The 20,363-nt window shown below is 71.8% G+C and carries 18 protein-coding genes; 12 read left to right on the forward strand and 6 right to left on the reverse strand.

The genetic code is table 11. The features are described 5' to 3' along the window. Positions 1-107: 107 nt before the first annotated feature. The 5 genes from NIE79_RS23290 to NIE79_RS23310 all read right to left on the reverse strand — a co-directional run bounded on the left by NIE79_RS23290 (position 108) and on the right by NIE79_RS23310 (position 6,987). A complete protein-coding gene (locus NIE79_RS23290; protein WP_238680583.1) occupies positions 108-293 on the reverse strand; it encodes a DUF6104 family protein in 186 nt (61 codons plus the stop codon). A gap of 116 nt (positions 294-409) precedes the next feature. Continuing rightward, a complete protein-coding gene (locus NIE79_RS23295; RefSeq protein WP_238680584.1) occupies positions 410-4,165 on the reverse strand; it encodes a multifunctional oxoglutarate decarboxylase/oxoglutarate dehydrogenase thiamine pyrophosphate-binding subunit/dihydrolipoyllysine-residue succinyltransferase subunit in 3,756 nt (1,251 codons plus the stop codon). A 287-nt stretch (positions 4,166-4,452) separates the two neighbouring features. After that, the gene (locus NIE79_RS23300; protein ID WP_196929680.1) at positions 4,453-5,265 is read right to left on the reverse strand and encodes an ABC transporter permease; all 813 of its coding nucleotides are present in this window, start codon (positions 5,263-5,265) and stop codon (positions 4,453-4,455) included. Further along, the gene (locus tag NIE79_RS23305; protein WP_238680585.1) at positions 5,262-6,197 is read right to left on the reverse strand and encodes an ABC transporter ATP-binding protein; all 936 of its coding nucleotides are present in this window, start codon (positions 6,195-6,197) and stop codon (positions 5,262-5,264) included. Before NIE79_RS23305 ends, NIE79_RS23300 begins: the two co-directional genes overlap by 4 nt. Positions 6,198-6,339: 142 nt before the next feature. Beyond that, positions 6,340-6,987, reverse strand: a complete 648-nt coding sequence (locus NIE79_RS23310) for a hypothetical protein (RefSeq protein WP_238680586.1) — start codon at positions 6,985-6,987, stop codon at positions 6,340-6,342. Positions 6,988-7,146: 159 nt separating this feature from the next. On the opposite strand from NIE79_RS23310, the gene NIE79_RS23315 reads away from it, so the two are divergent. The 9 genes from NIE79_RS23315 (at position 7,147) to NIE79_RS23355 (ending at position 16,492) form a co-directional block, all read left to right on the forward strand. Continuing rightward, a complete protein-coding gene (locus NIE79_RS23315; protein WP_238680587.1) occupies positions 7,147-7,920 on the forward strand; it encodes a GNAT family N-acetyltransferase in 774 nt (257 codons plus the stop codon). Beyond that, positions 7,917-8,855, forward strand: a complete 939-nt coding sequence (locus NIE79_RS23320; RefSeq protein ID WP_238680588.1) for a lysophospholipid acyltransferase family protein — start codon at positions 7,917-7,919, stop codon at positions 8,853-8,855. The genes NIE79_RS23315 and NIE79_RS23320 overlap by 4 nt, the downstream gene beginning before the upstream one ends. A 123-nt stretch (positions 8,856-8,978) precedes the next feature. Then, positions 8,979-9,803: a DUF4097 family beta strand repeat-containing protein gene (locus NIE79_RS23325; protein ID WP_238680589.1), complete on the forward strand. Its 825-nt coding sequence runs from the start codon at positions 8,979-8,981 to the stop codon at positions 9,801-9,803. Then, positions 9,800-10,411 (forward strand): PadR family transcriptional regulator, encoded by a 612-nt coding sequence (locus NIE79_RS23330; protein ID WP_238680590.1) that lies wholly within the window; start codon positions 9,800-9,802, stop codon positions 10,409-10,411. The genes NIE79_RS23325 and NIE79_RS23330 overlap by 4 nt, the downstream gene beginning before the upstream one ends. Before the next feature lie 85 nt (positions 10,412-10,496). Next, a complete protein-coding gene (locus NIE79_RS23335; RefSeq protein WP_184178241.1) occupies positions 10,497-11,198 on the forward strand; it encodes a response regulator transcription factor in 702 nt (233 codons plus the stop codon). Continuing rightward, positions 11,195-12,751 (forward strand): sensor histidine kinase, encoded by a 1,557-nt coding sequence (locus NIE79_RS23340; protein ID WP_238680591.1) that lies wholly within the window; start codon positions 11,195-11,197, stop codon positions 12,749-12,751. Before NIE79_RS23335 ends, NIE79_RS23340 begins: the two co-directional genes overlap by 4 nt. Positions 12,752-12,813: 62 nt before the next feature. After that, the gene (locus NIE79_RS23345) at positions 12,814-14,439 is read left to right on the forward strand and encodes a trypsin-like peptidase domain-containing protein (protein WP_238680592.1); all 1,626 of its coding nucleotides are present in this window, start codon (positions 12,814-12,816) and stop codon (positions 14,437-14,439) included. 177 nt (positions 14,440-14,616) lie between these two features. Then, positions 14,617-15,288, forward strand: coding sequence for a BON domain-containing protein (locus NIE79_RS23350; RefSeq protein WP_238680593.1), 672 nt, complete (start codon positions 14,617-14,619; stop codon positions 15,286-15,288). A 148-nt stretch (positions 15,289-15,436) separates the two neighbouring features. Beyond that, a complete protein-coding gene (locus tag NIE79_RS23355; protein ID WP_238680639.1) occupies positions 15,437-16,492 on the forward strand; it encodes a glycosyltransferase family 4 protein in 1,056 nt (351 codons plus the stop codon). A gap of 18 nt (positions 16,493-16,510) precedes the next feature. Here the strand turns inward: NIE79_RS23355 and NIE79_RS23360 are convergent, their stop codons facing one another. Beyond that, entirely contained in the window at positions 16,511-18,010 is a 1,500-nt protein-coding gene (locus NIE79_RS23360) for a serine/threonine-protein kinase (protein WP_238680594.1), read from the reverse strand. A 165-nt stretch (positions 18,011-18,175) separates the two neighbouring features. Between NIE79_RS23360 and NIE79_RS23365 the strand changes: the two genes are divergently transcribed. From NIE79_RS23365 to cutA, 3 genes are read left to right on the forward strand one after another with little or no spacing between them, the layout of a single operon-like run. Then, a complete protein-coding gene (locus tag NIE79_RS23365) occupies positions 18,176-19,009 on the forward strand; it encodes a patatin-like phospholipase family protein (protein WP_238680595.1) in 834 nt (277 codons plus the stop codon). Next, a complete protein-coding gene (locus tag NIE79_RS23370; protein WP_238680596.1) occupies positions 19,009-20,013 on the forward strand; it encodes a 1-acyl-sn-glycerol-3-phosphate acyltransferase in 1,005 nt (334 codons plus the stop codon). Before NIE79_RS23365 ends, NIE79_RS23370 begins: the two co-directional genes overlap by 1 nt. A 21-nt stretch (positions 20,014-20,034) precedes the next feature. Further along, positions 20,035-20,355: a divalent-cation tolerance protein CutA gene (gene cutA, locus NIE79_RS23375; protein ID WP_091406014.1), complete on the forward strand. Its 321-nt coding sequence runs from the start codon at positions 20,035-20,037 to the stop codon at positions 20,353-20,355. The last annotated feature ends 8 nt before the right edge of the window (positions 20,356-20,363 follow it).

Consider the following 20,363-nt stretch of genomic DNA (forward strand, 5'->3'; position numbering starts at 1 on the left):
GCGGGCGAGCCCTCCCGCCCCGGTGATCATGGAGTTGGCGCTCGACACGCCGACGACACGCGCGGCTAACCTCATGATCAACGCGTGAGGGCGGGGGTGGGGTGGGGTTAGGCGTCGTCGTCGTCGGGGTCGTCCAGGCGCGCCAGGTAGGTGGCCAGGCGTTCGACGGGGGTTTCGAAGTCGGGGTTGAGGTCGACGAAGTCGCGCAGGCGCTCGCCGAGCCACTCCAGGGTCACCTGCTCCTCGCCCCGGCGCTCGACCAGCTCTTCGATGCCACGGTCGGTGAAGTACATGGGTACGTCCTCGTGCTCGGCCCGGCTCGGGCCGGGCGGGTGATGGGTGGGCCGACGAGAGCCGGGGCAGGACCGCTGTGAAACGGCCCTGCCCCGGCTTCCGTGCTCAGGTCAGGTCACGGGCGGGGGAGAGCCGCCTCGATCAGCGCGTTCTGCTCGACCTCGTGGGTCTTCGCCGAGCCGACAGCCGGGGCGGCCGCGGCCGGGCGGGAGATCCGCCGCAGCCGAACGTCCGTGAGGTGCTCCAGCAGGTTGAGCGCGACGAACGACCAGCCACCCTGGTTGGCCGGCTCCTCCTGCACCCAGGCGAAGTCCTCCGCGTTCGGGAACTGCGCGAGGGCGGCCCGGATCTCCTCCACCGGCAGCGGGTACAGCTGCTCCAGTCGGAGGATCGCGGTGTCGGTGACGCCGCGCTCCTGCCGGGCCTGGAACAGGTCGTAGTAGACCTTGCCGGAGCAGAGCAGCACCCGCTTCACCGCCTCCGGCGCCGGGGCGGCCGTGTCGCGCAGCACCGGCTGGAAGGTGCCGGTGGTGAAGTCCTCCACCGACGAGACGCAGAGCTTGTGCCGCAGCAACGACTTCGGCGTGAACACCACCAGCGGCTTGCGCTTGGGCGACAGGGCCTGGCGGCGCAGCAGGTGGAAGTAGTTCGCCGGGGTCGTCGGGATGGACACCCGCATGTTGTCCTCGGCGCACATCTGCAGGAACCGCTCCGGCCGGCCGGAGGTGTGGTCCGGGCCCTGACCCTCGTGGCCGTGCGGCAGCAGCAGGGTGATGGCGGAGCGCTGGCCCCACTTCACCTCACCGGACGAGATGAACTCGTCGATCACCGACTGGGCGCCGTTGACGAAGTCGCCGAACTGGGCCTCCCAGGCGACGAGGGCGTTGATGTTCTCCACCGAGTAGCCGTACTCGAAGCCCATCGCCGCGTACTCGCTGAGCAGCGAATCGTGCACGAAGAACCGGGAGCGGTCGCCGTCGCCGGTGAGCGACTTCAACGGCAGGTAGTCGTCGCCGGTGCGGGAGTCGACCACCGAGGCGTGCCGCTGGACGAACGTGCCGCGACGGGAGTCCTGACCGGCGAGCCGGACGGTGACCCCGTCGTGCAGCAGTGCCCCGAGCGCGATGATCTCGCCGAAGCCCCAGTCGATGTTGCCCTCGACGGACATCTTGGCCCGTCGGTCCAGCAACTGCTGGATCCGCTTGTGCGGGGTGAAGCCCTCCGGCAGGTTGATGTGCGCCTCGCCGATGGCCTTGACCACCGACGCGTCGGTGGCGGTGTCGACCTGCGGCTCCGGCTCCTCCTCGCGGCGCGGCCGGTTGAGCTGGCGAGGTGCCGAGGCGGCGTCCCGGGTGGCCTTGAAGACCTTCTCCAGCTGCGCCTGGTAGTCGCGAAGCAGCTCCTCCGCGTCCTCCACGGTGATGTCACCGCGACCGATCAGCTCCTCGGTGTAGAGCTTGCGGACCGAGCGCTTCGAGTCAATGATCTTGTACATCTGAGGGTTGGACATCGACGGGTCGTCGCCCTCGTTGTGCCCGCGCCGGCGGTAGCAGACCATGTCGATCACGACGTCCTTGTTGAACGTCTGCCGGTATTCAAATGCCAGCCGGGCCACCCGGACCACTGCCTCCGGGTCGTCGCCGTTGACGTGGAAGATCGGCGCCTGGATCATCCGGGCCACGTCGGTGCTGTAGAGGCTGGACCGGCTGTACTCCGGGGCGGTGGTGAAGCCGACCTGGTTGTTCACCACCACGTGCACTGTGCCGCCGGTGCGGTAGCCGCGCAGCTGGGACAGGTTGAGCGTCTCGGCGACCACGCCCTGACCGGCGAAGGCGGCGTCACCGTGCACCGCCAGCGGCAGCACTGTGTAGCCCTCCAGCTTGAGGTCGATCCGGTCCTGCTTGGCCCGGACGATGCCCTCCAGCACCGGGTCGACGGCCTCCAGGTGCGACGGGTTGGCCACCACCGACACCTTGACCGCGTGCTCGCCGTCGGGGGTGGTGAACTTGCCGTTCTGACCCAGGTGGTACTTCACGTCGCCGGAGCCCTGCGTCGAGCGCGGGTCCAGGTGACCCTCGAACTCAGAGAAGATCTTCTCGTACGGCTTGCCGACGATGTTGGCCAGCACGTTGAGCCGACCCCGGTGGGCCATGCCGATGACGACCTCGTCCAGCCCGTTCTCGGCGGAGGATTCCAGCACCTCACCGAGCAGCGGGATCAGCGACTCGCCGCCCTCCAGCGAGAAGCGCTTCTGGCCGACGTACTTGGTCTGGAGGAAGGTCTCGAACGCCTCGGCGGCGTTCAGCCGGTTGAGCACGTGCTTCTGCTCGTCGGCGGACGGCTTCTCGTACTTGCGCTCGATCCGTTCCTGGACCCAGCGCCGCTCCTCCGGGTCCTGGATGTGCATGTACTCGATGCCGACACGGCGGCAGTACGAGTCGCGCAGCACGCCGAGGATCTCGCGCAGCTTCATCCGCTGCCGGCCGGCGAAGCCGTTGACCGGGAACTCGCGGTCCAGGTCCCACAGGGTGAGCCCGTGCTGGAGGACGTCCAGGTCGGGGTGCTTGCGGATCTTGAATTCCAGCGGGTCGGTGTCGGCCATCAGGTGACCGCGCACCCGGTACGCGTGGATCAGCTCGTGCACCCGGGCGGTCTTGTTGATCTGACCCTCGGAGTTGACCGCGACGTCGCGCATCCAGCGCACCGGCTCGTACGGGATGCGCAGCGCGGTGAAGATCTGGTCGTAGAAGCCGTGCTCGCCCAGGATCAGCTCGTGCATCACCTTGAGGAACTCGCCGGACTGCGCGCCCTGGATGATCCGGTGGTCGTACGTGCTGGTCAGTGTGATGATCTTGCTGACCGCCAGCTCGGCCAGGGTGGCCTCGGACATCCCCTGGTAGGGGGCCGGGTATTCCATCGCGCCGACGCCGATGATCGCGCTCTGCCCCTGCATGAGCCGCGGCATCGAGTGCACGGTGCCGATGCCGCCCGGGTTGGTCAGCGAGATCGTGGTGCCCGAGTAGTCGTCCATGGTCAGCTCGTTGCGCCGCGCCCGTCGGACCACGTCCTCGTACGCCTGCCAGAACTGCCGGAAGTCCATCTGCTCGCAGCCCTTGATGGAGGGGACCACCAGGTTGCGGCTGCCGTCCGGCTTGGCCAGGTCGATAGCGATGCCGAGGTTGACGTGCGCCGGGCGGACCACCGCCGGCTTGCCGTTGGCCTCGGCGAAGGAGTTGTTCATCTCGGGGTGCTGGACCAGCGCGCGCACCATGGCGTAGCCGACCAGGTGCGTGAAGCTGACCTTGCCGCCCCGCCCACGGGCGAGGTGGTTGTTGATCACGATGCGGTTGTCCACCAGCAGCTTGGCCGGGACCGCGCGCACGCTGGTAGCGGTGGGCACGCTCAGCGAAGCGTCCATGTTCTGGACGATCTTCGCCGCGACGCCCCGCAACGGGGTGGTCTGCGGGCCGTCGGCGCTCGGCGCGGCGGCCTTGGCGGCCGGCTTGGCCGGGGCGGCCTTCTCCGGCGTGGCCTTCGGCGTTGCCGGGGCGGCGGGCTTGGCCGGCGCCGGCTGGGTGGCGGCCGGCTTGCTCGCGGACGCCGGCTTGGCCGGGGCGCTCGGCTGGGCCACAGTGGCGGCTGCCTCCGGCTGGCCGTCCGGCTCGGGGGCGGCGGCCGGCTTGTCCGACGATTCGGCGCCGCGCGGGGTGCCCGCACCCGGTGCCGGTCGGTAGTCGGCGAAGAAGTCGTGCCAGGCCGAATCAACGCTCGATGGGTCGGCGAGGTAGCGCTGGTACATCTCCTCGACGATCCACTCATTCGGGCCGAAACCCGCCAGTGGGTTCTCCTGCGAAGTCTGCTGGGTCGACACGGCCGGTAATCGCCTCTTTCACGCGGGTTTGTGTGGCACGCGGTGGGTCCGTCGCGCCCGATTAGGAGCACGGACTGGACGGGTTCCAGGCTACGCCGTACCGATCCCGCAGGCATTTCCGCCTCGGTCCCGTGGCCGGTTTCACAGAAGATGCCAGAAGTTCAGCAACGCCTGCGCGCACCGTGTCGAACTGGTAACACCCCGGCCCTCGCGCGGCCGGTCGCCGAGGGTGACGCCCGACCCCGGAGCGGCCAGCTGCCGTTGCCGCCCCGGGGTCGCAGACGCCATCAGGCGATGTCGCGCCGCCGGGTGAGCAGAATTCCGGCGATTCCGCTGACCAGCGCGTAGCCGATCAGCACCAGGGCCCCGACCCACCAGGACGGGGTGAACTCCGAGGTGCCCTCCGTGATCATGACCTGGGACGCCACAGCGGGCCAGACCACCTGCCACTTCAGCACCGCCTGGCTGTCGAGCACGTTCGACAGGAGCAGGAACAGCAGACCCACCACCTGGGTGCCGATCAGGTAGAGCACCGCCGCCGTGATCACCGCACCGAGCTGGTTGGTGATCAGCGTGCCGATGCCCACCCCGAGGATGGTCCAGATGGCGTAGGCCAGCAGGTTGAACAGCAGCGCCCGCTGTACCGGCCACTCACCGAGCTGAGTGCCGTAGTCGTTGGCGGACAGGAAGATCGCACCGGCGGCCAGGTCGATCAGCGTGGTCGCCAGCCAGAACATGAAGCCGAGCAGGCTGGCGGCGACGAGCTTGCTGACGATGACCGACGTTCGCCGGGGAGTCGTCAGGAACGTCGTGGTCGCGGTCTGGTGGAAGAACTCGTTGGTGACCATCAGGATGCCGATGAGCATCACGAACATCAGCCCGAGGTACTGGCCCGAGGTGTAGAGGTTCGCGGCCTGCGCCGGCGCTGTCGCCTGCTCGGCGCTGACGCCGATCTCCTCGGCGTCGCCGCCGAGCGTCGTGACGAGCAACCACGCGTTGATCGCGAATGCCAGGGCGATCGAGAGGAACGCGCCGAGGGCCAGCCACCACCAGGTGCTGGTGGTACGGATCTTGAGTAGCTCGGATCGGACCAGGTTCATCGGATGCCCGCCTTTCCGGCCGTCAGCTCCAGGAAGACCCGTTCCAGATCGGGCCGTTCGGTGGTCAGTTCGTGCAGCTCGACCCCGGCTGCGAGGGCGGACCGGCCGATCGTCGGGGCGTCCACCCCGGCGACCAGCAGCACACCCTGCTCATCGGTCTCGATGGTCGCCGACTGCGCCTTGAGGGCGGCGGCCAACACCTCGGCCTGCGGGGTGCGGACCCGAACCCGGGCGCTCTGGGCCATCGACCCGAGCACCTGGTCGACAGGACCCTGCCGGACCAACTGCCCGGCCGCGATGATCACCACGTCGTCGGCGAGCAGCTGCATCTCCGACAGCAGGTGGCTGGAGACCAGCACCGTACGGCCCTCGTGGGCGAGGTTCTTGAGGAACCCACGCATCCACCGGATGCCCTCCGGGTCCAGCCCGTTGGCCGGCTCGTCGAGGATCAGCACGCGGGGGTCACCGAGCATCGCGGCGGCGATGCCGAGCCGCTGCTTCATGCCCAGCGAGTAACCCTTGAACTTGCGCTTCGCCGCCGGGGTCAGCCCGACCAGGGCCAACGCCTCGTCGGCCCGCTGCTTGGGCAGCCCGGCCGCGGCGCAGATGACCCGCAGGTGGTTGATGCCGGTGCGGCCCTTGTGCGCGCTGGACGCCTCCAGCACCGCGCCGACCTGCCGCAGCGGGGTGGAGAGGTCGGCGTACCGCTGGCCGCTGATGGTGGCAGTGCCGGCGGTCGGCGTGACCAGATTCAGCAGCATGCGCAGCGTGGTGGTCTTGCCTGCGCCGTTCGGGCCGAGGAAGCCGGTCACCCGCCCCGGCGCCACTGTGAAGGACAGGTTGTTCACCGCCCGGACGTTCTTGTACTGCTTCGTCAGACCGGACACCACGATCTGACCGTCGCTGGTGGGGCTTCGCTGCCCGTCAGTCATCGTTCTCCTCCCGTGTGTGGCGTCGAGGTACGCCGTGGCACAGCGTGACGGCCCGTGGCAACAAGGTCAATCAGGCGCGGTCGGTACGTTTGCCTCCGTCGCGGGGTGGAGGCGACTCATCCCTGCGGACGACGGCCCGGGCTCAGCGGGCGATCCAGGTTGCCCGTGCCGCGCCGAGCAACGACCCGTCCGGGCCGTACAGACTGGTGTGCACGAGCGCCTTGCGCCCATCGACGCGCAGCAACGCCCCGGTCACCACGCACTCGTCGCCCGGCCCGGGCAGCGCCGCGACCACGGCGGCGATCCGGCCCAGCAGGTACGGGCGGCCCGGCGCGAGCACAGCCCAACCGCCGGGGCAGTCCAGCGCCGCCCAGACCGTGGCCGCACCGACCTGAGCTGGCGCGCGGAACGGCGCGGCGGTCCGGCCGTCCGGCAGCCGGCCGGGGAAGATCCGCAGCCCGTCGGCGCGCTGCGGCCCGCAGACGTAACAGGTGGGGAACGGATGCTCGACCAGGCCGGGGTAGCGGGCCGCGGCGGCCACCGCCGTGGCCAGGTCGACCGGGGGTACGACGGCATCGATCATTCCGGCCGGGCGCACCTCGGCCACCAACTCGCCGGCCGGGTCCCGGACCTCGCCGTCGACCACTGTCAGCTCGGTCTCCAGCGGTGGTGGCCGGCGTAGCGTCACCTCGACCGGTCCGCTGCCGCCCGCCTCGGCGGCGAAGACCCCCGCGCTCCAGCCGCCGTTGCCGGAACCGGTCGGCCCGTTGTAGCGGGATTCGATGCGCATCGTGGACCTCCGATGGTGCGTGTCGGCGCCTTCGCCGGCCTGCTTGGGCAGCCTCGCACGGTCCACGCCGGGCGCCGCTAGCGGTCTCGCCTGCCGGCGTTCATCCGATCGACACCGGTGCGCCCCGTGGATGGCAACCCGGGCACCTAGACAGATCCCATGGCCGTTCTGCATGCCGCTGGCACACCCCTGAAGACCAGCGGATACACCCTGCTGATCGCCGACGACCCCACCCAGGTCGCGGCCGCGCAACGCCTGCGCCACGAGGTGTTCGCCACCGAACTCGGCGCCACCCTCCTTCCCGGCGAGGCCGGGTTGGACGTGGACCCCTTCGACGCGTACTGCGACCACCTGATCGTCCGCGAGGACAGCACCGGCGAGGTGGTCGGCACGTACCGGCTGTTGCCGCCGGGGCGCACCACCCGGCGCTACGCCGAGGACGAGTTCGACCTGAGCCCGCTCGACCCGCTGCGCGACGACCTGGTCGAGGCGGGTCGGTCCTGCGTGCACCCGGATCACCGCTCCGGCGCGGTGATCAACCTGATGTGGGCCGGCATCATCCGTTACCTGCACCTGCGCGGCTCCCGCTGGCTCGGCGGCTGCGCGTCGGTGCCGGTGGCTGACGGCGGGCGGACGGTCGCCGAGGTGTGGACCCAGGCCCGCGCCCGGCACCTGTCGCCGCCGCCGCTGCGGGTTCGCCCGTTGCGGCCGTGGTTCACCGAGGGGGCCGCCGCCGGCCCGCTCGCCGCTGCCCCGGCCGGGCGGGTGCCGGTTCCGCCGCTGCTGCGTGGCTACCTCCGGCTCGGCGCGTGGATCTGCGGCGAGCCGTCGTACGACAGCGACTTCGGTTGCGCGGACTTCTACGTCCTCTTTTCCCTGGACCGGATGAACCCGCGCTACCTGCGCCACTTCCTCGGCGGGGAGCAGCGGTGACCGCCGCGCCGCGCGACCTGTGGCGGCCCTCCTCCGGCTGCGACGACGACTGCCTGCCGGCGGTCGGTGAGGTGCCCACCGTGCCGGTTGCCCGCCGGGTGCTCCGGCTGGTCGCCGCGCTCGGCATGCTGCTGGCCGGGATCCCGGTGGTGCTGCTGCTGCCCGTGCTTCCCCGGCGGGAACGGCAGGGCCTGGTCAGCGGCTGGGCCCGGGCCACCGCGCGTGCCTTCGGTGTCCGCCTCGTGATCCGGGGTCGGCTGCCCCGGCGGCGAGCGCTGCTGGTCGCGAACCATGTCTCCTGGCTGGACATCCTCGCCGTGCTGGCGGTCGCGCCCACCCGGATGGTGGCGAAACGGGAGATCCGTTCCTGGCCGGTGGTCGGTCTGCTGGCCGCTGCGGCTGGCACTGTCTTCGTGGACCGCGCCCGGCCGCTGGCGCTGCCGAGGACCGTCGCCCGGGTCGCCGACGCGCTGCGCGCCGGGCGGTCGGTGGCGGTCTTTCCGGAGGGTACGACGTGGTGTGCCGGGAGCGGTGCCACCGACTGCCGCCCCGGCGGCGGTTTCCGGCCCGCGACGTTCCAGGCGGCCATCGACACGGGCAGCCCGGTGGTGCCGCTGCGGCTCACCTACCGCTGTGCGGCCACCGGGTCGAGCACCACGGCAGCCGCCTTCCTCGGTGCGGACACCCTGCTGCGCTCGGTGGCACGGGTCGTCGCGGCGCGGGATCTGCTGGTCTCGGTGACGATCGCCGGTGCGCTGCACCCGGCCCGTGACGCCGATCGGCGGTTGCTGGCCCGGGCCGCCGAGTCGGCCGTACACCTGGTGCCGACGGCGGGTTCCGTGGCGCGGGCCCGGCTGCGGCCGGTGCCGACGGTGACCCCTGTCGTTTCCGTGCCGGCTCCGCTCGTCGATCGGGAGCTGGACCTGGCGGCCTGAGGGGGCACGCCGAACGCCGAGCGGGGCGCCCAACTCGCGACCTGTCTTGTGGTGTCGCGATGTATCGCGTTACAGTCTTCTCCTGTTCGACGTGCTCCTGCGCGTCGTCGAGAGGGGGACGCCATGGCCGGATGGACGGTCGAGAGCCCGCAACGGCTCACACTGGACGCTCCGGTCGTCCGGCTGGACGTTCGACTGATCAGTGGGCGGCTCAACGTGGTCGCCACCGACGGGCCGACCCGGATCGACGTGACCCAGGTCGGCCGTCGGCCGGTCCTGATCGACCACACCGACGGTCGGCTCAGCATCCGCCAGGAGCGCGGTCGGGGCTGGTCGGACGTCCTGCGCTGGTTCCGGATGATCCACCGCTATCCCCGGGTGGACGTCTCCATCGCCGTGCCCGCCGACGTCCTCGCCGATCTGGGCCTGGTCGCGGGCTCGGTGGTCGCCTCCGGCCTGCGCCGGCAGACCACAGTCGACGTCGTCGCCGGCCAGATCACCCTGATGGGGCTGCGCGGCAGCACCTCCGCGAAGATCACCTCAGGGCCTGTGGAGGCGCTCGGCGTCCGCGGCGACCTCACGGTGGAGACGGTCTCCGGGGAGGTGATCCTCGCCGACAGCGCCGCCGACCGGGTCCGGGCGCAGACCGTCTCAGGTCCGATCACCTGTGATTTGGATAATCCTCGGCGCAGCGAGATCCGGTTGACCACGATCTCGGGCAGCATCACCGTCCGGGTCCGCGCGGACAGCGACCTCGCCGTCCGGCTCAACACCGCCTCCGGCCGGATCACCAGCGGCTTTTCGCAGCTGCGCAGCTCGACGTTCCCACTGCCCAGCAGCGAGGGGGTGCTCGGCGCCGGCGAAGGTAAGCTCTGGGCTTCCGCGACCTCGGGGAGCATCGCCCTGCTCGCCCGAGCCGTCGACGACGATGGGGAGGAGCTGCCGTGACCGCCGTGTTCAGCCACGGGCGGCTCCGGCTCTACCTGCTCAAGCTCCTCGACGACGGCCCGAAGCACGGCTACGAGCTGATCCGGTTGCTGGAGGACCGCTTCCTCGGGCTGTACGCGCCCAGCGCCGGCACCATCTACCCCCGCCTGCAACGGCTGGAGGTCGAGGGTCTGGTCAGCCACACCGCGGCCGGTGGCCGCAAGACGTACGACATCACCGACGCCGGCCGGGCGGAGCTGCGCCAACGGGCCGCCGAGTTGACCGCGCTGGAAACGGACATCGCCGCCTCCGTGGCGGATCTCTCCAGCCTCGCCGGCGAGATCCGCAGCGAGGTACGCGGATCGGCACGCGACCTCAAACGGGAGTTGAGCGAGGCCACCCGGCAGACCCGACGAGCCCGGTGGGAGGCGCCAGCACCGCCGCCCCGGCCGGCGTCGACAGCCGGGCCGCAGGCCGAGCTGCTCGACGAACTGGACCAGCGGCTGGCCGCGTTCACCGGCGAGGTGGGCCGGCTGATGCGCGCCCGGCAGTTCAGCGACACCCAGCTGCGCACCGCGATCCGGCTGCTCGACGGCGCCCTGGACGGGCTGCGTCGCCTGCTGCGCTGACCAACGTCTCCGGGCGGCCGGGACTCACAGCCTTTTTGCAGGAAGCGTCCAGCGCTGGCGCAGTGATGTCACCGATGATGGGGGCATGCCCGCTACCCAGACCGAGGCGCGACTGCTCGTCGTCGAGGACGACCCCAACATCCTCGAACTGCTCTCCGCGAGCCTGCGGTTCGCGGGCTTCGACGTGGCGACCGCGACAAGCGGAAGCGCGGCGCTCAACGCCGCCAAGGACCACCGGCCCGACCTGGTGGTGCTCGACGTGATGCTCCCCGACCTGGACGGCTTCGAGGTCATCCGGATGCTCCGCGAGGGCGGCACGCGTACCCCTGTGGTGTTCCTGACCGCCCGGGACGCCACCGACGACAAGATCCGTGGGCTGACCCTGGGCGGCGACGACTACGTCACGAAGCCGTTCAGCCTGGAGGAGCTGACAGCCCGGATCCGCGCCGTGCTGCGCCGCACCACGACCGGCGAGCAGACACCGTCCCGGCTCACCTTCGCCGACCTGGAGTTGGACGAGGAGACCCACGAGGTGCACCGGGCCGGCCAGCGGGTGCAGCTCTCGCCAACCGAGTTCAAGCTCCTGCGGTACCTGATGCTCAACGCCAACCGGGTGCTGTCCAAGGCGCAGATCCTCGACCACGTCTGGAACTACGACTTCCGTGGCGACGACAACATCGTCGAGTCCTACATCTCGTACCTGCGGCGCAAGGTCGACACCACCCAACCCCGGCTGATCCACACTCTTCGCGGCGTCGGGTACGTCCTGCGCAAGCCGGCGGCGTGAACGCGGTCCAGCAGGCGAAGGGGCGGGTGCGCAGCGTTCCGCTGCGGGTGAAGCTGGTCACCTCGGTGCTCGCGCTGGTCGCCGTCGCGCTTCTGGTGATCAGCTCGCTGACCGCGTACTTCCTCCGCAACTACCTGGAGGGCCAGGTCGACGGGCAGGTCCGGTCGACAGCCCAGGGCCTCGGCCAGTTTCTCCCGAAGCTGCGCACCGGTGAGGTTGGCGCGATGCTGCCCAGCGACTACGTCGTCATCGTGGCCGACGAGCAGCAGGTGTACCGACCCCAGTACGACGGCCGCAGCTTCGACCCCGACCAACTGCCCGCATTCCCTAACACTCGCGCGGGTTTCGAGGCCGCGGAGGGCGAGCCGCAGACCGTCCGGTCCCACGACGGCTACACCCGCTGGCGGGTCTACTACGCCCCCCAGCGGGACGGCTCGGTGCTGGCCGTCGGTCAGCCGCTGACCGACGTGGACCGGGCGGTGAAGCAACTCGTCTGGATAGACCTCCTGGTCGGTGGTGCAGTGCTGATCATGCTGGCCTCGGTCGGCGCGGCGATCGTCCGGACCAGCCTCAAGCCCCTCGTCGAGATCGAACAGACCGCCGCGGCGATCGCCGGCGGTGACCTGACCCGCCGGGTGCCCGACCCGGAGGAGGGTCAGGCCGAGCCAACCTCGGAGCTGGGCCGGCTCTCCCGGGCGCTGAACGCGATGCTCACCCAGATCGAGGCGGCGTTCACCGCCCGAGCCGCGTCCGAGACGTCGGCCCGCTGGGCGGAGAGCGCCGCTCGGGACGCCGCCGTCGCCGCTCAGGCGTCCGAGGCGCGGGCCATCCGCTCCGAGGAGCGGATGCGGCAGTTCGTCGCCGATGCCTCCCACGAGCTGCGGACTCCGCTCACCACCATTCGTGGCTTCGCCGAGCTGTACCGGCAGGGTGCCGCCCGTGCGCCCGAACAGACCGCCGGCCTGTTGCGCCGGATCGAGGACGAGGCCGCCCGGATGGGGCTGCTGGTGGAGGACCTGCTGCTGCTCGCCCGGTTGGACATGGAACGGCCGCTCTCGCTGACCCCGGTGGAGCTGCCGGTGCTCGCCTCCGACGCGGTGCAGGCCGCGCGGGCGATGGCACCGGACCGGGGGATCGAGCTGGAGATCGCGCCCGAATCGGGCCCGCTCGTCGTCTCCGCCGACGACGCGCGGCTGCGGCAGGTGATCGGCAACCTGGTCACCAACGCGCTCACCCACACCCCACCGGAGGCCGAGATCCGGGTCCGGCTGCGCGCCGAACCGGGTGGCTTTGCCGTCGTGGAGGTGGCCGACACCGGCCCCGGCCTCTCAGCCGAACAGGCGGAACGCGTCTTCGAGCGGTTCTACCGGGCCGACGCGGCCCGTACCCGGCGGGCCGACGGCAACACCGGCACCGGCCTCGGCCTGGCCATCGTGGCGGCGCTGGTCGCCGCCCACCACGGCTCGGTCGAGGTGGCCGAGACGCCCGGCGGCGGGGCCACCTTCCGGGTTCGGCTGCCGCTGCTGCCACAGGTCGACGGAGCGGGCGAGTGACTTTCAGCCAACTTCCAGGACGGTTCCAGGTTGATTGCAGTGCGGAGGGAGAAGGTAGTGCCATGACCGAGTTCGAGTCCGACCCGCAGCGCCGGCCGGCCCCCACCGACGCCGAGCCGTCGCACCCCACCGCCGAGCTGCCGCGCGACGAGCGCGTGCAGTCCGACTCCCCGACCACTCCCGTACCGGTCGTCTCGACCGGCGGTGAGCCGACGGTCGCCTCCACCACCGGTGACGCCGACAGCACCGCCGTCACCCCGGCCGGCTACACCGGCTCCACCGCACCCGCCGGCCCGCCGGCCGGCGCTCAGCCCACCGGGTACGAGCCGTCGACCGGCTACGAGCGCCCGGCCGCCGCCGCGTCCGCGCCGCCGTACCCGGTCTCCGGTCACCCGGCGCCCGGCCAGCCCGGCTACCCACAGCCGGCCGCCGGCCACTACCCCGGTGCACCCTGGTACCCGGGCCAGCAGTCCGGCTGGGCCGGCGGGGGCCAGCCGGGCATGCCGTACGCCCAGCACCAGCAGCACCCCGGGCAGCACGCCCAGCACCCCGGGCAACACCCGCACCACCCGGGCCAGCCGGTCCCGCCGTGGGGCCCGCAGGTCGCGCCGCCCGGCAGCGGCCCCCGGCCGGGTCGGATCGCCAAGTTCGCCGGTGCCGGCGTCGCGGTGTTCGCCCTGATGCTCGGTTCCGGCGTGGCCGGTGGGGCACTCGCGCTCGCCCTCGACGGCGACGGCGGTGGCATCACCCGCACCTACTCCGCGGCTCCCGTGATCAATGGCGCCGACCTGCCGAAGATCGCCGCGGCGGTGCAGGACAGCGTCGTCTCGATCACCACGGACAGCGGTGAGGGCTCCGGGGTGGTGCTCAGCGCCGACGGGTACGTGCTGACCAACAACCACGTCGTCGCGTCCGCCGCCGGCGACGCCGTGCGGGTGGTCTTCGCTGACGGCAAGACCGCCGACGCGAAGATCATCGGCACCGACCCGAAGACCGACCTGGCCGTGGTGAAGGCCAACGGGGTGAGCGACCTCAAGCCGGCCAAGTTCGGCGACAGCGACGCCATGCAGGTCGGCGACCAGGTGCTCGCCCTGGGCAGCCCGCTCGGTCTCCAGGGTTCGGTGACCTCGGGCATCCTCAGCGCCCGGGACCGCACCATCCGGGCCGGTGAGGGTCAGCCGCAGGACCCGACCCAGCAGCAGGGCCAGGCGGTCAGCTCGATCTCCGGCCTGCTCCAGACGGACGCGCCGATCAACCCCGGCAACTCCGGTGGCGCGCTGGTCAACACCCGGGGCGAGGTGATCGGCGTCAACACCGCCATCGCGACCTCCGGGCAGAGCACCGGCAACATCGGTGTCGGGTTCGCCATCCCCAGCAACAAGGCCAAGGACGTCGCGGGCAAGCTCCAGCGTGGCGAGAAGGTCAGCCACCCGTCGCTCGGCGTCGGTGTCAACCAGGCCGAGGGCGGCGGCGCCCTCGTCGCGTCGGTCACCCCGGGCAGCCCGGCGGAGAAGGCCGGCCTCCAGCGCGGCGACGTCGTCACCCGGTTCGGCGACAAGCCCGTCAACGACTCTGACGACCTGGTCGGCGCGGTGCAGGCCGGCAAGGTCGGCGACCGGGTCGAGGTGCAGTTCAAGCGCAACGGTGTCGAGAAGACGGAGACCGTGACGCTCGCCGAGACGTCCTGACCAGCTGTCTGAACCTGCTTCCTCCCTCCGGCGGCGGGTGGCGGGGCCGAGGGGGTCGGCTCCGTCACCCGCCGCTTTTTCCGCCCAGACGGCGGTTCACCCGGATCGGGTGAACCGCCGTCACCCGTTCGCCCGACAGGTTCGGAGGGCGACGACCGGAACCGGGGGTGGTGTGGCATGACCGAGGTGGTGGGTGTCCGCGACGACCAGCGGATCCAACGCGACGTCCTGGCCGAGCTGGCCTGGGACGCCCGGCTGCGACCGAACGAGATCGGGGTGACCGTCGACCAGGGCGTCGTCACCCTGACCGGATTCGTGGACGGTGCCGCTCGCGGTTGGGCCGCGACCCGGTGCGCACAGCGGGTTCGCGGCGTACGGGCGGTGGCCGACGAGATGGAGGTGCGGCTGCCCGGCACTCCGGGGCGTACCGACGCCGAGGTCGCCAACGCCGCCACCCGCGCCCTGGAGTGGGACAGCTTCGTGCCCGCCGAACGGCTGGACGTGACAGTGGCCAACGGCTGGCTGATGCTGCGCGGTGAGGTCGAGTTCGGGTGGCAGCGGCGAGCCGCCGAGGGCGAGGTGCGCCGGCTCGACGGCGTACGGGGGATCACCAACCTGATCGAGGTACGACCCGCGGCGCCACCGGCGGCCGAGCGGCTACGGCGGGACGTCCAGCGGGCGCTGATGCGCACGCTCGGCGGCGAGCGGGTGACAGTCGAGGTGGACGGCGACACGCTGGTCCTCGCCGGGGTGGTCCGCTCCTGGTGGGAACGCGACCAGGTCGAGCGGGTGGCATGGTCCGCGCCCGGGGTGCGGGTGGTCCACGACCAACTCCTGGTGGGCGGGTGATCGTCCGCCATGTCCGGTTTACCCGGGACACCACCGGGAAACCGCCGCCGACCGGCGGTGCCGCCGCACCGGGGAGCAACGGGGAGGACTCGTGGCCGTGAACCACCCGCCTGCGGGCCGCCCAGAGGAGCGGTCGCTGCGCATCGCGATGGTGGTTCCGCCGTGGTTGTCAGTACCGCCGCCCGGCTACGGCGGCCTCGAACAGGTCGTCGCCGCGCTGGTGGACGCGCTCTGCGGGCAGGGGCACTCGGTGACCCTGTTCGGCGCCGGCGGTGACCACGGCACGGCGGCCGACGGCTTCGTCTCCACAGTCGCCGAGGTCCAGTACGAGCGGCTCGGTGAGTCACTGCCCGAGCTGGCCCACCTGGCCCGGGTGAATCGGCTGATCAGCGCGGCCGACTTCGACGTGATCCACGACCACACCACCATCGGTCCGCTGGTCGCCGGCCGTCGGGCCGTTCCGACTGTCGCGACAGTGCACGGCAACCCCGTCGGGGAGTACGGCGACGTGCTGAGCGACATCGACGCGGGCGTCGCGCTGGTCGCCATCTCGCACGCCCAGCGTCGGCTGAACCCGAACCTGCCCTGGGCCGGCACCGTGCACAACGCGTTGGACATCCGGGGCTTCCCGCGCAAGCACACGCCCGGCGCGGGGCCGGTGCTGTGGCTGGCCCGGTTCAGCCCGGACAAGGGTCCGGACACCGCCATCCGGGCGTGCCGGGCGGCCGGTGTGCCCCTGCTGCTGGCCGGCAAGTGCAACGAGCCGGCCGAGCGCCGCTACTACGAGCAGGTCGTCGCGCCGATGGTCGACGAGGATGTGACAGTCGTGCTCAACGCGGACCGCGCGACGACGCTGCGGATGCTCGTCGACGCCCGCTGCCTGATCATGCCGATCCAGTGGGACGAGCCGTTCGGCATGGTGATGCTGGAGGCGATGGCCACCGGCACGCCGGTGGTCGCGCTCAACCGGGGTGCGGTGCCGGAGCTGGTCCGGCCGGGGCTGACCGGGCTCGTCGTCGAGCGGTCGGAGGAGCTGCCCGCGGCATTGCTCGCGGCGGAGCGACTCGACCCGGAGGACTGCGTGGCGCACGTCGCGCGGAACTTCTCGGTGGAGCGGATGGCGAGCGGCTACGCGGAGGTCTATCGGCGCTTCGCCCTCGGCCGGCACGACGTCCGTGAACCGGCCCGGGTGCCGGTGCGCTGACCCACGGGTGCCGCCGGGTCAGGCCCCGGTCGCGCCCAGCTGGGCGATGGCGGCGTCGAGCCGAGAGGCGTACGCCGGGCTGATGCCACCCTCACCGAGGCGGACGGCGACCTTGGTGCGCAGCCGCGCCACCGGCGGCGCCAGCTCTTCGCGCCCGGAGCTGACCGCCACGGTCAGGTTGCGCAGCTCGTTGCGCAGGTCGAGGGCCACGTCGTCGCGGATCTCCCCGGCGCTCAGCCCGGCGCCGATCAACCCGTCGACCCGGTTCGCGACAGCGGTCAGGGTGCCCGGGTTCGAGGTGGGCGCCCCGGTGGTCGGCTTCGTCGACGGCGCCGTGGCCGGCGGGGACGACGTGATCGGCGCGGATGACTCGGGGGCTGGCGGGTCGGTCGACGGTGTCGTCACCGGCCCGGCGGAGGGCTGCGCCCGGCGGGTCGGCTGCTGTTCGGGCAGCAGGGCCACGCCGGCCAGTGTCACCCCGACGGCCAGCAGCAGCAGCAACACCAGCCGCCGCCGCGACCAGCCCGACCCGGTCGCCGGCCCGCCCGCGCCGGAGGAGGCCCCACCGTCCGAGGTGTCTCCACCCAGCTGCGCCGCCGCCGGGACGCTGGCCGTCGCGACGGCGGCCGGCTGTGGTGGCAGGGGCTGGGTGGGCACCCGGATCGTCGCGGTCGGAGGCTCGGCGGGCAGCGAGTGGTCGCGGAGTGCGGTGGCGACCTGCCGGGCGGTCGGCCGATCGGCCGGGTTCCGGGCGAGGCTGCGCAGGCAGATCTGGGCCACCGGTGCGGGCAGGTCCGGCAGGTCGGCCAGCGTCGGCGGCGGGCCACTGGCCAGCGCGGCGCTGAGCTGCTCCCAGGTGTCCGCCGGATACGGAACCCGGCCGGTGAGCGCCTCGTGCAGCAGCACGCCGAGCGAGTAGACGTCGGTGGACGGTTGGGCCGGCGCGCCGTCGAGACGTTCCGGGGCGACGTACGCCGGGGTGCCGAAGGTCTCGCCGTCCTCGTCCTCGTCGGGCGCGCCGATCCGGGTGGCGATGCCGAAGTCGAGCACCTTGACGCCCGTCCCCGTCATCATCACGTTGGCCGGGGTGATGTCCCGGTGCACGATGCCGAGCCGGTGCGCGGCGGCCAGCGCGTCCGCGACCTGCGCGCCCACCTGCACCGCCTCGGTCCACGGCAACGGCCCCTCGGTGAGCCGCAGCTTCAACTCCTCGCCGCTGAGCAGCTCCATCACCACGAACGAGGTGATGGATCCGTCCGGGTCGACAGTCTCGCCGTAGTCGTGCACGGAGGTCAGGTGCGGGTGCACCAGCTGGGCGGCGGCCCGTGCCTCCTCGCGCACCATGCCGCGGAACCGCGCGTCGGCGGCTAGTGACGGGGCGAGCACCTTCAGCGCGACCACCCGGTCCAGTACCTCGTCCCGGGCACGCCAGATGACCGACATGCCACCGGCGCCGATCTGGTCCAGAAGTCGGTATCTGCGAGCCAGCAATCGGCCCGGATGCAGCGCTGCCTTCACGGATCGCACCTGCCTCAGGGGTGGGAGCTGTATCAGGTTGCGCGAATGCGTGCGGCCTGTCAACGCCGTCGGCGCCGGCCGTCGACGGACGGTGCGTGCCCTGCGCTGACCGCCGGTCGACGCCGGCCCACCGGTCGGCGGCGGGCCCGTGCCAGGATGAGAGACATGGCGGGGGGACCGGTGGCGTTCGTGCTCGGCGGCGGGGGAGTGCTCGGCGCGGTCGAGGTCGGCATGTTGCGGGCCCTGTTCCGCGCTGGCATCCAACCCGACATGGTGCTCGGCACCTCGATCGGAGCGGTGAACGGCGCGTTGGTCGCCGCCGACCCGTCCGAGGCGGTGACCGACCGGCTGGTCCGGCTCTGGGCCTCACCGGAGGCCAGCGAGGTGTACGGCGACTCGGTGGCCCGGCAGCTGCGCCGCTTCGCCGCCCGCACCCACCTGCACTCACCCCGGCCGCTGCGCCGCCTGTTGGAAACCGAGCTGGGGGTGGACACCACCTTCGCCGACCTGCGGGTGCCGTTCCGGTGCTGCGCCGCCCACATCGAGCGGGCCGCCGAGCACTGGTTCGACAGTGGTCCGGTGGTGCCGGCGGTGATGGCGTCGGCCTCGGTGCCGGGCCTGCTGCCGCCGATGGAGATCGACGGCGCGCACTACGTGGACGGCGGGATCGTCAACTCCATCCCGATCGGCGAGGCCGTGGCCGTCGGCGCCCGCCGGATCTACGTCCTCCAGGTGGGTCGGATCGAACGGGAGCTGACCCCGCCCCGCCGGCCGTGGGAGATCGCGCAGGTCGCGTTCGAGATCTCCCGCCGGCACCGCTTCTTCCGGGAGATGGCGGCGCTACCCGAGGGGGTGGAGGTGCACGTGCTGCCGACCGGCGGGCTCAACCCCCGCGACGACACGCCGTGGGCGTACCGGGACATGGCGGCGGTGGGACGGCGGATCAGCCGCGCGTACACCGCCTCCCGGCGCTACCTCGCCACCCACCTGGAGCGGTGATGCCGCTGCCTCCCCGGTGGCTGCGTCGGCTGCTGCTCGCCCCCGCGGTCGTGCTGCTCGCCTTCCTCGTGGTCACCACGTTGCCGATCTGGGCGCTGCTCGCCGCGGCCGCGTCCCCGCTGGTCCCGGGCCGGTTGCGCCCGCTGCGACTGCTCTGGATCGGCTGCTTCTACCTGGTCTGGGACGCCGCCGCGCTGCTCGCGCTCTTCCTGCTCTGGGTCGTCTCCGGCTTCGGCTGGCGGACCCGGTCGCCGGCCTTCCAGCGTGCGCACTACGTGCTGGCGGGCTGGTTCCTGCGCGTGTTGTTCTGGCAGGCACATTGGACACTGCGGTTGCGCATCGACGTGGTGGGCACCGACCCGGACACCGCGCTGCCCGGCCGGCCCGAGTTGGTGCTCTGTCGGCACGCCGGGCCGGGCGACTCGTTCATCCTGATCCACGGGCTGGTCAACTGGTTCCACCGGGAACCCCGGATCGTCCTCAAGGACAGCCTCCAGTGGGATCCGGCGATCGACGTGCTGCTCAACCGGCTGCCCAACCGGTTCATCGCGCCGACCCCGGAGCGCGGCGAGGAGACGGTACGCCAGGTCGGGCACCTCGCCAACGGCCTGGACGACAACGACGCGTTCGTGATCTTCCCCGAGGGCGGCAACTTCACCCCCCGGCGACGGCTGCGCGCCATCGCCCGGCTGCGCTCCCTCGGCCTGGAACGGATGGCCCTGCGCGCCGAGCGGATGCGCCACGTGCTCGCCCCGCAGCCCGGTGGGATGCTCGCCGCGCTGGACGCCGCACCGGACGCCGGGGTCATCTTCGTCGCCCACACCGGGTTGGACCGGATGCTCACCGTCGCCGACGTGTGGCGTGAGCTGCCGATGGACAAGCGGATCGTGATGCGGTTCTGGTCCGTGCCGCCGGAGGACGTACCGACCGGACGGCAGCAACGCATCGACTGGCTCTTCGATTGGTGGGCGCAGATTGATGCCTGGATCGCCGTTAATCGGTAGATGTCCGCGTAGGGTGCGGGCGTGGACGAGATCTGCGTGGTGACAACGGTGGTGGATGCGCGTTCGGTCGCCGACGTGCTGGCGGCTGCGGCCGTCGCCGGCAGGCTCGCCGCCTGCGCCCAGGTGGGTGGTCAGGTGGACAGCACCTACTGGTGGCGGTCCGGGATGGAGACGAGCACCGAGTGGTCGGTGCAGTTCAAGACCGCACCGGATCGGCTCACCGCGTTGCTGGACCAGATCCGGGTCAGCCACCCGTACGAGGTGCCGGAGATCCTGGTGTCCAGGGTGGAGAGCGGCAACCCCGACTACGCCACCTGGGTGTACGAGCACACCCGATCCTGAGTACGCGC

Source organism: Micromonospora trifolii (assembly GCF_022229005.1).
GTDB lineage: Bacteria > Actinomycetota > Actinomycetes > Mycobacteriales > Micromonosporaceae > Micromonospora > Micromonospora trifolii.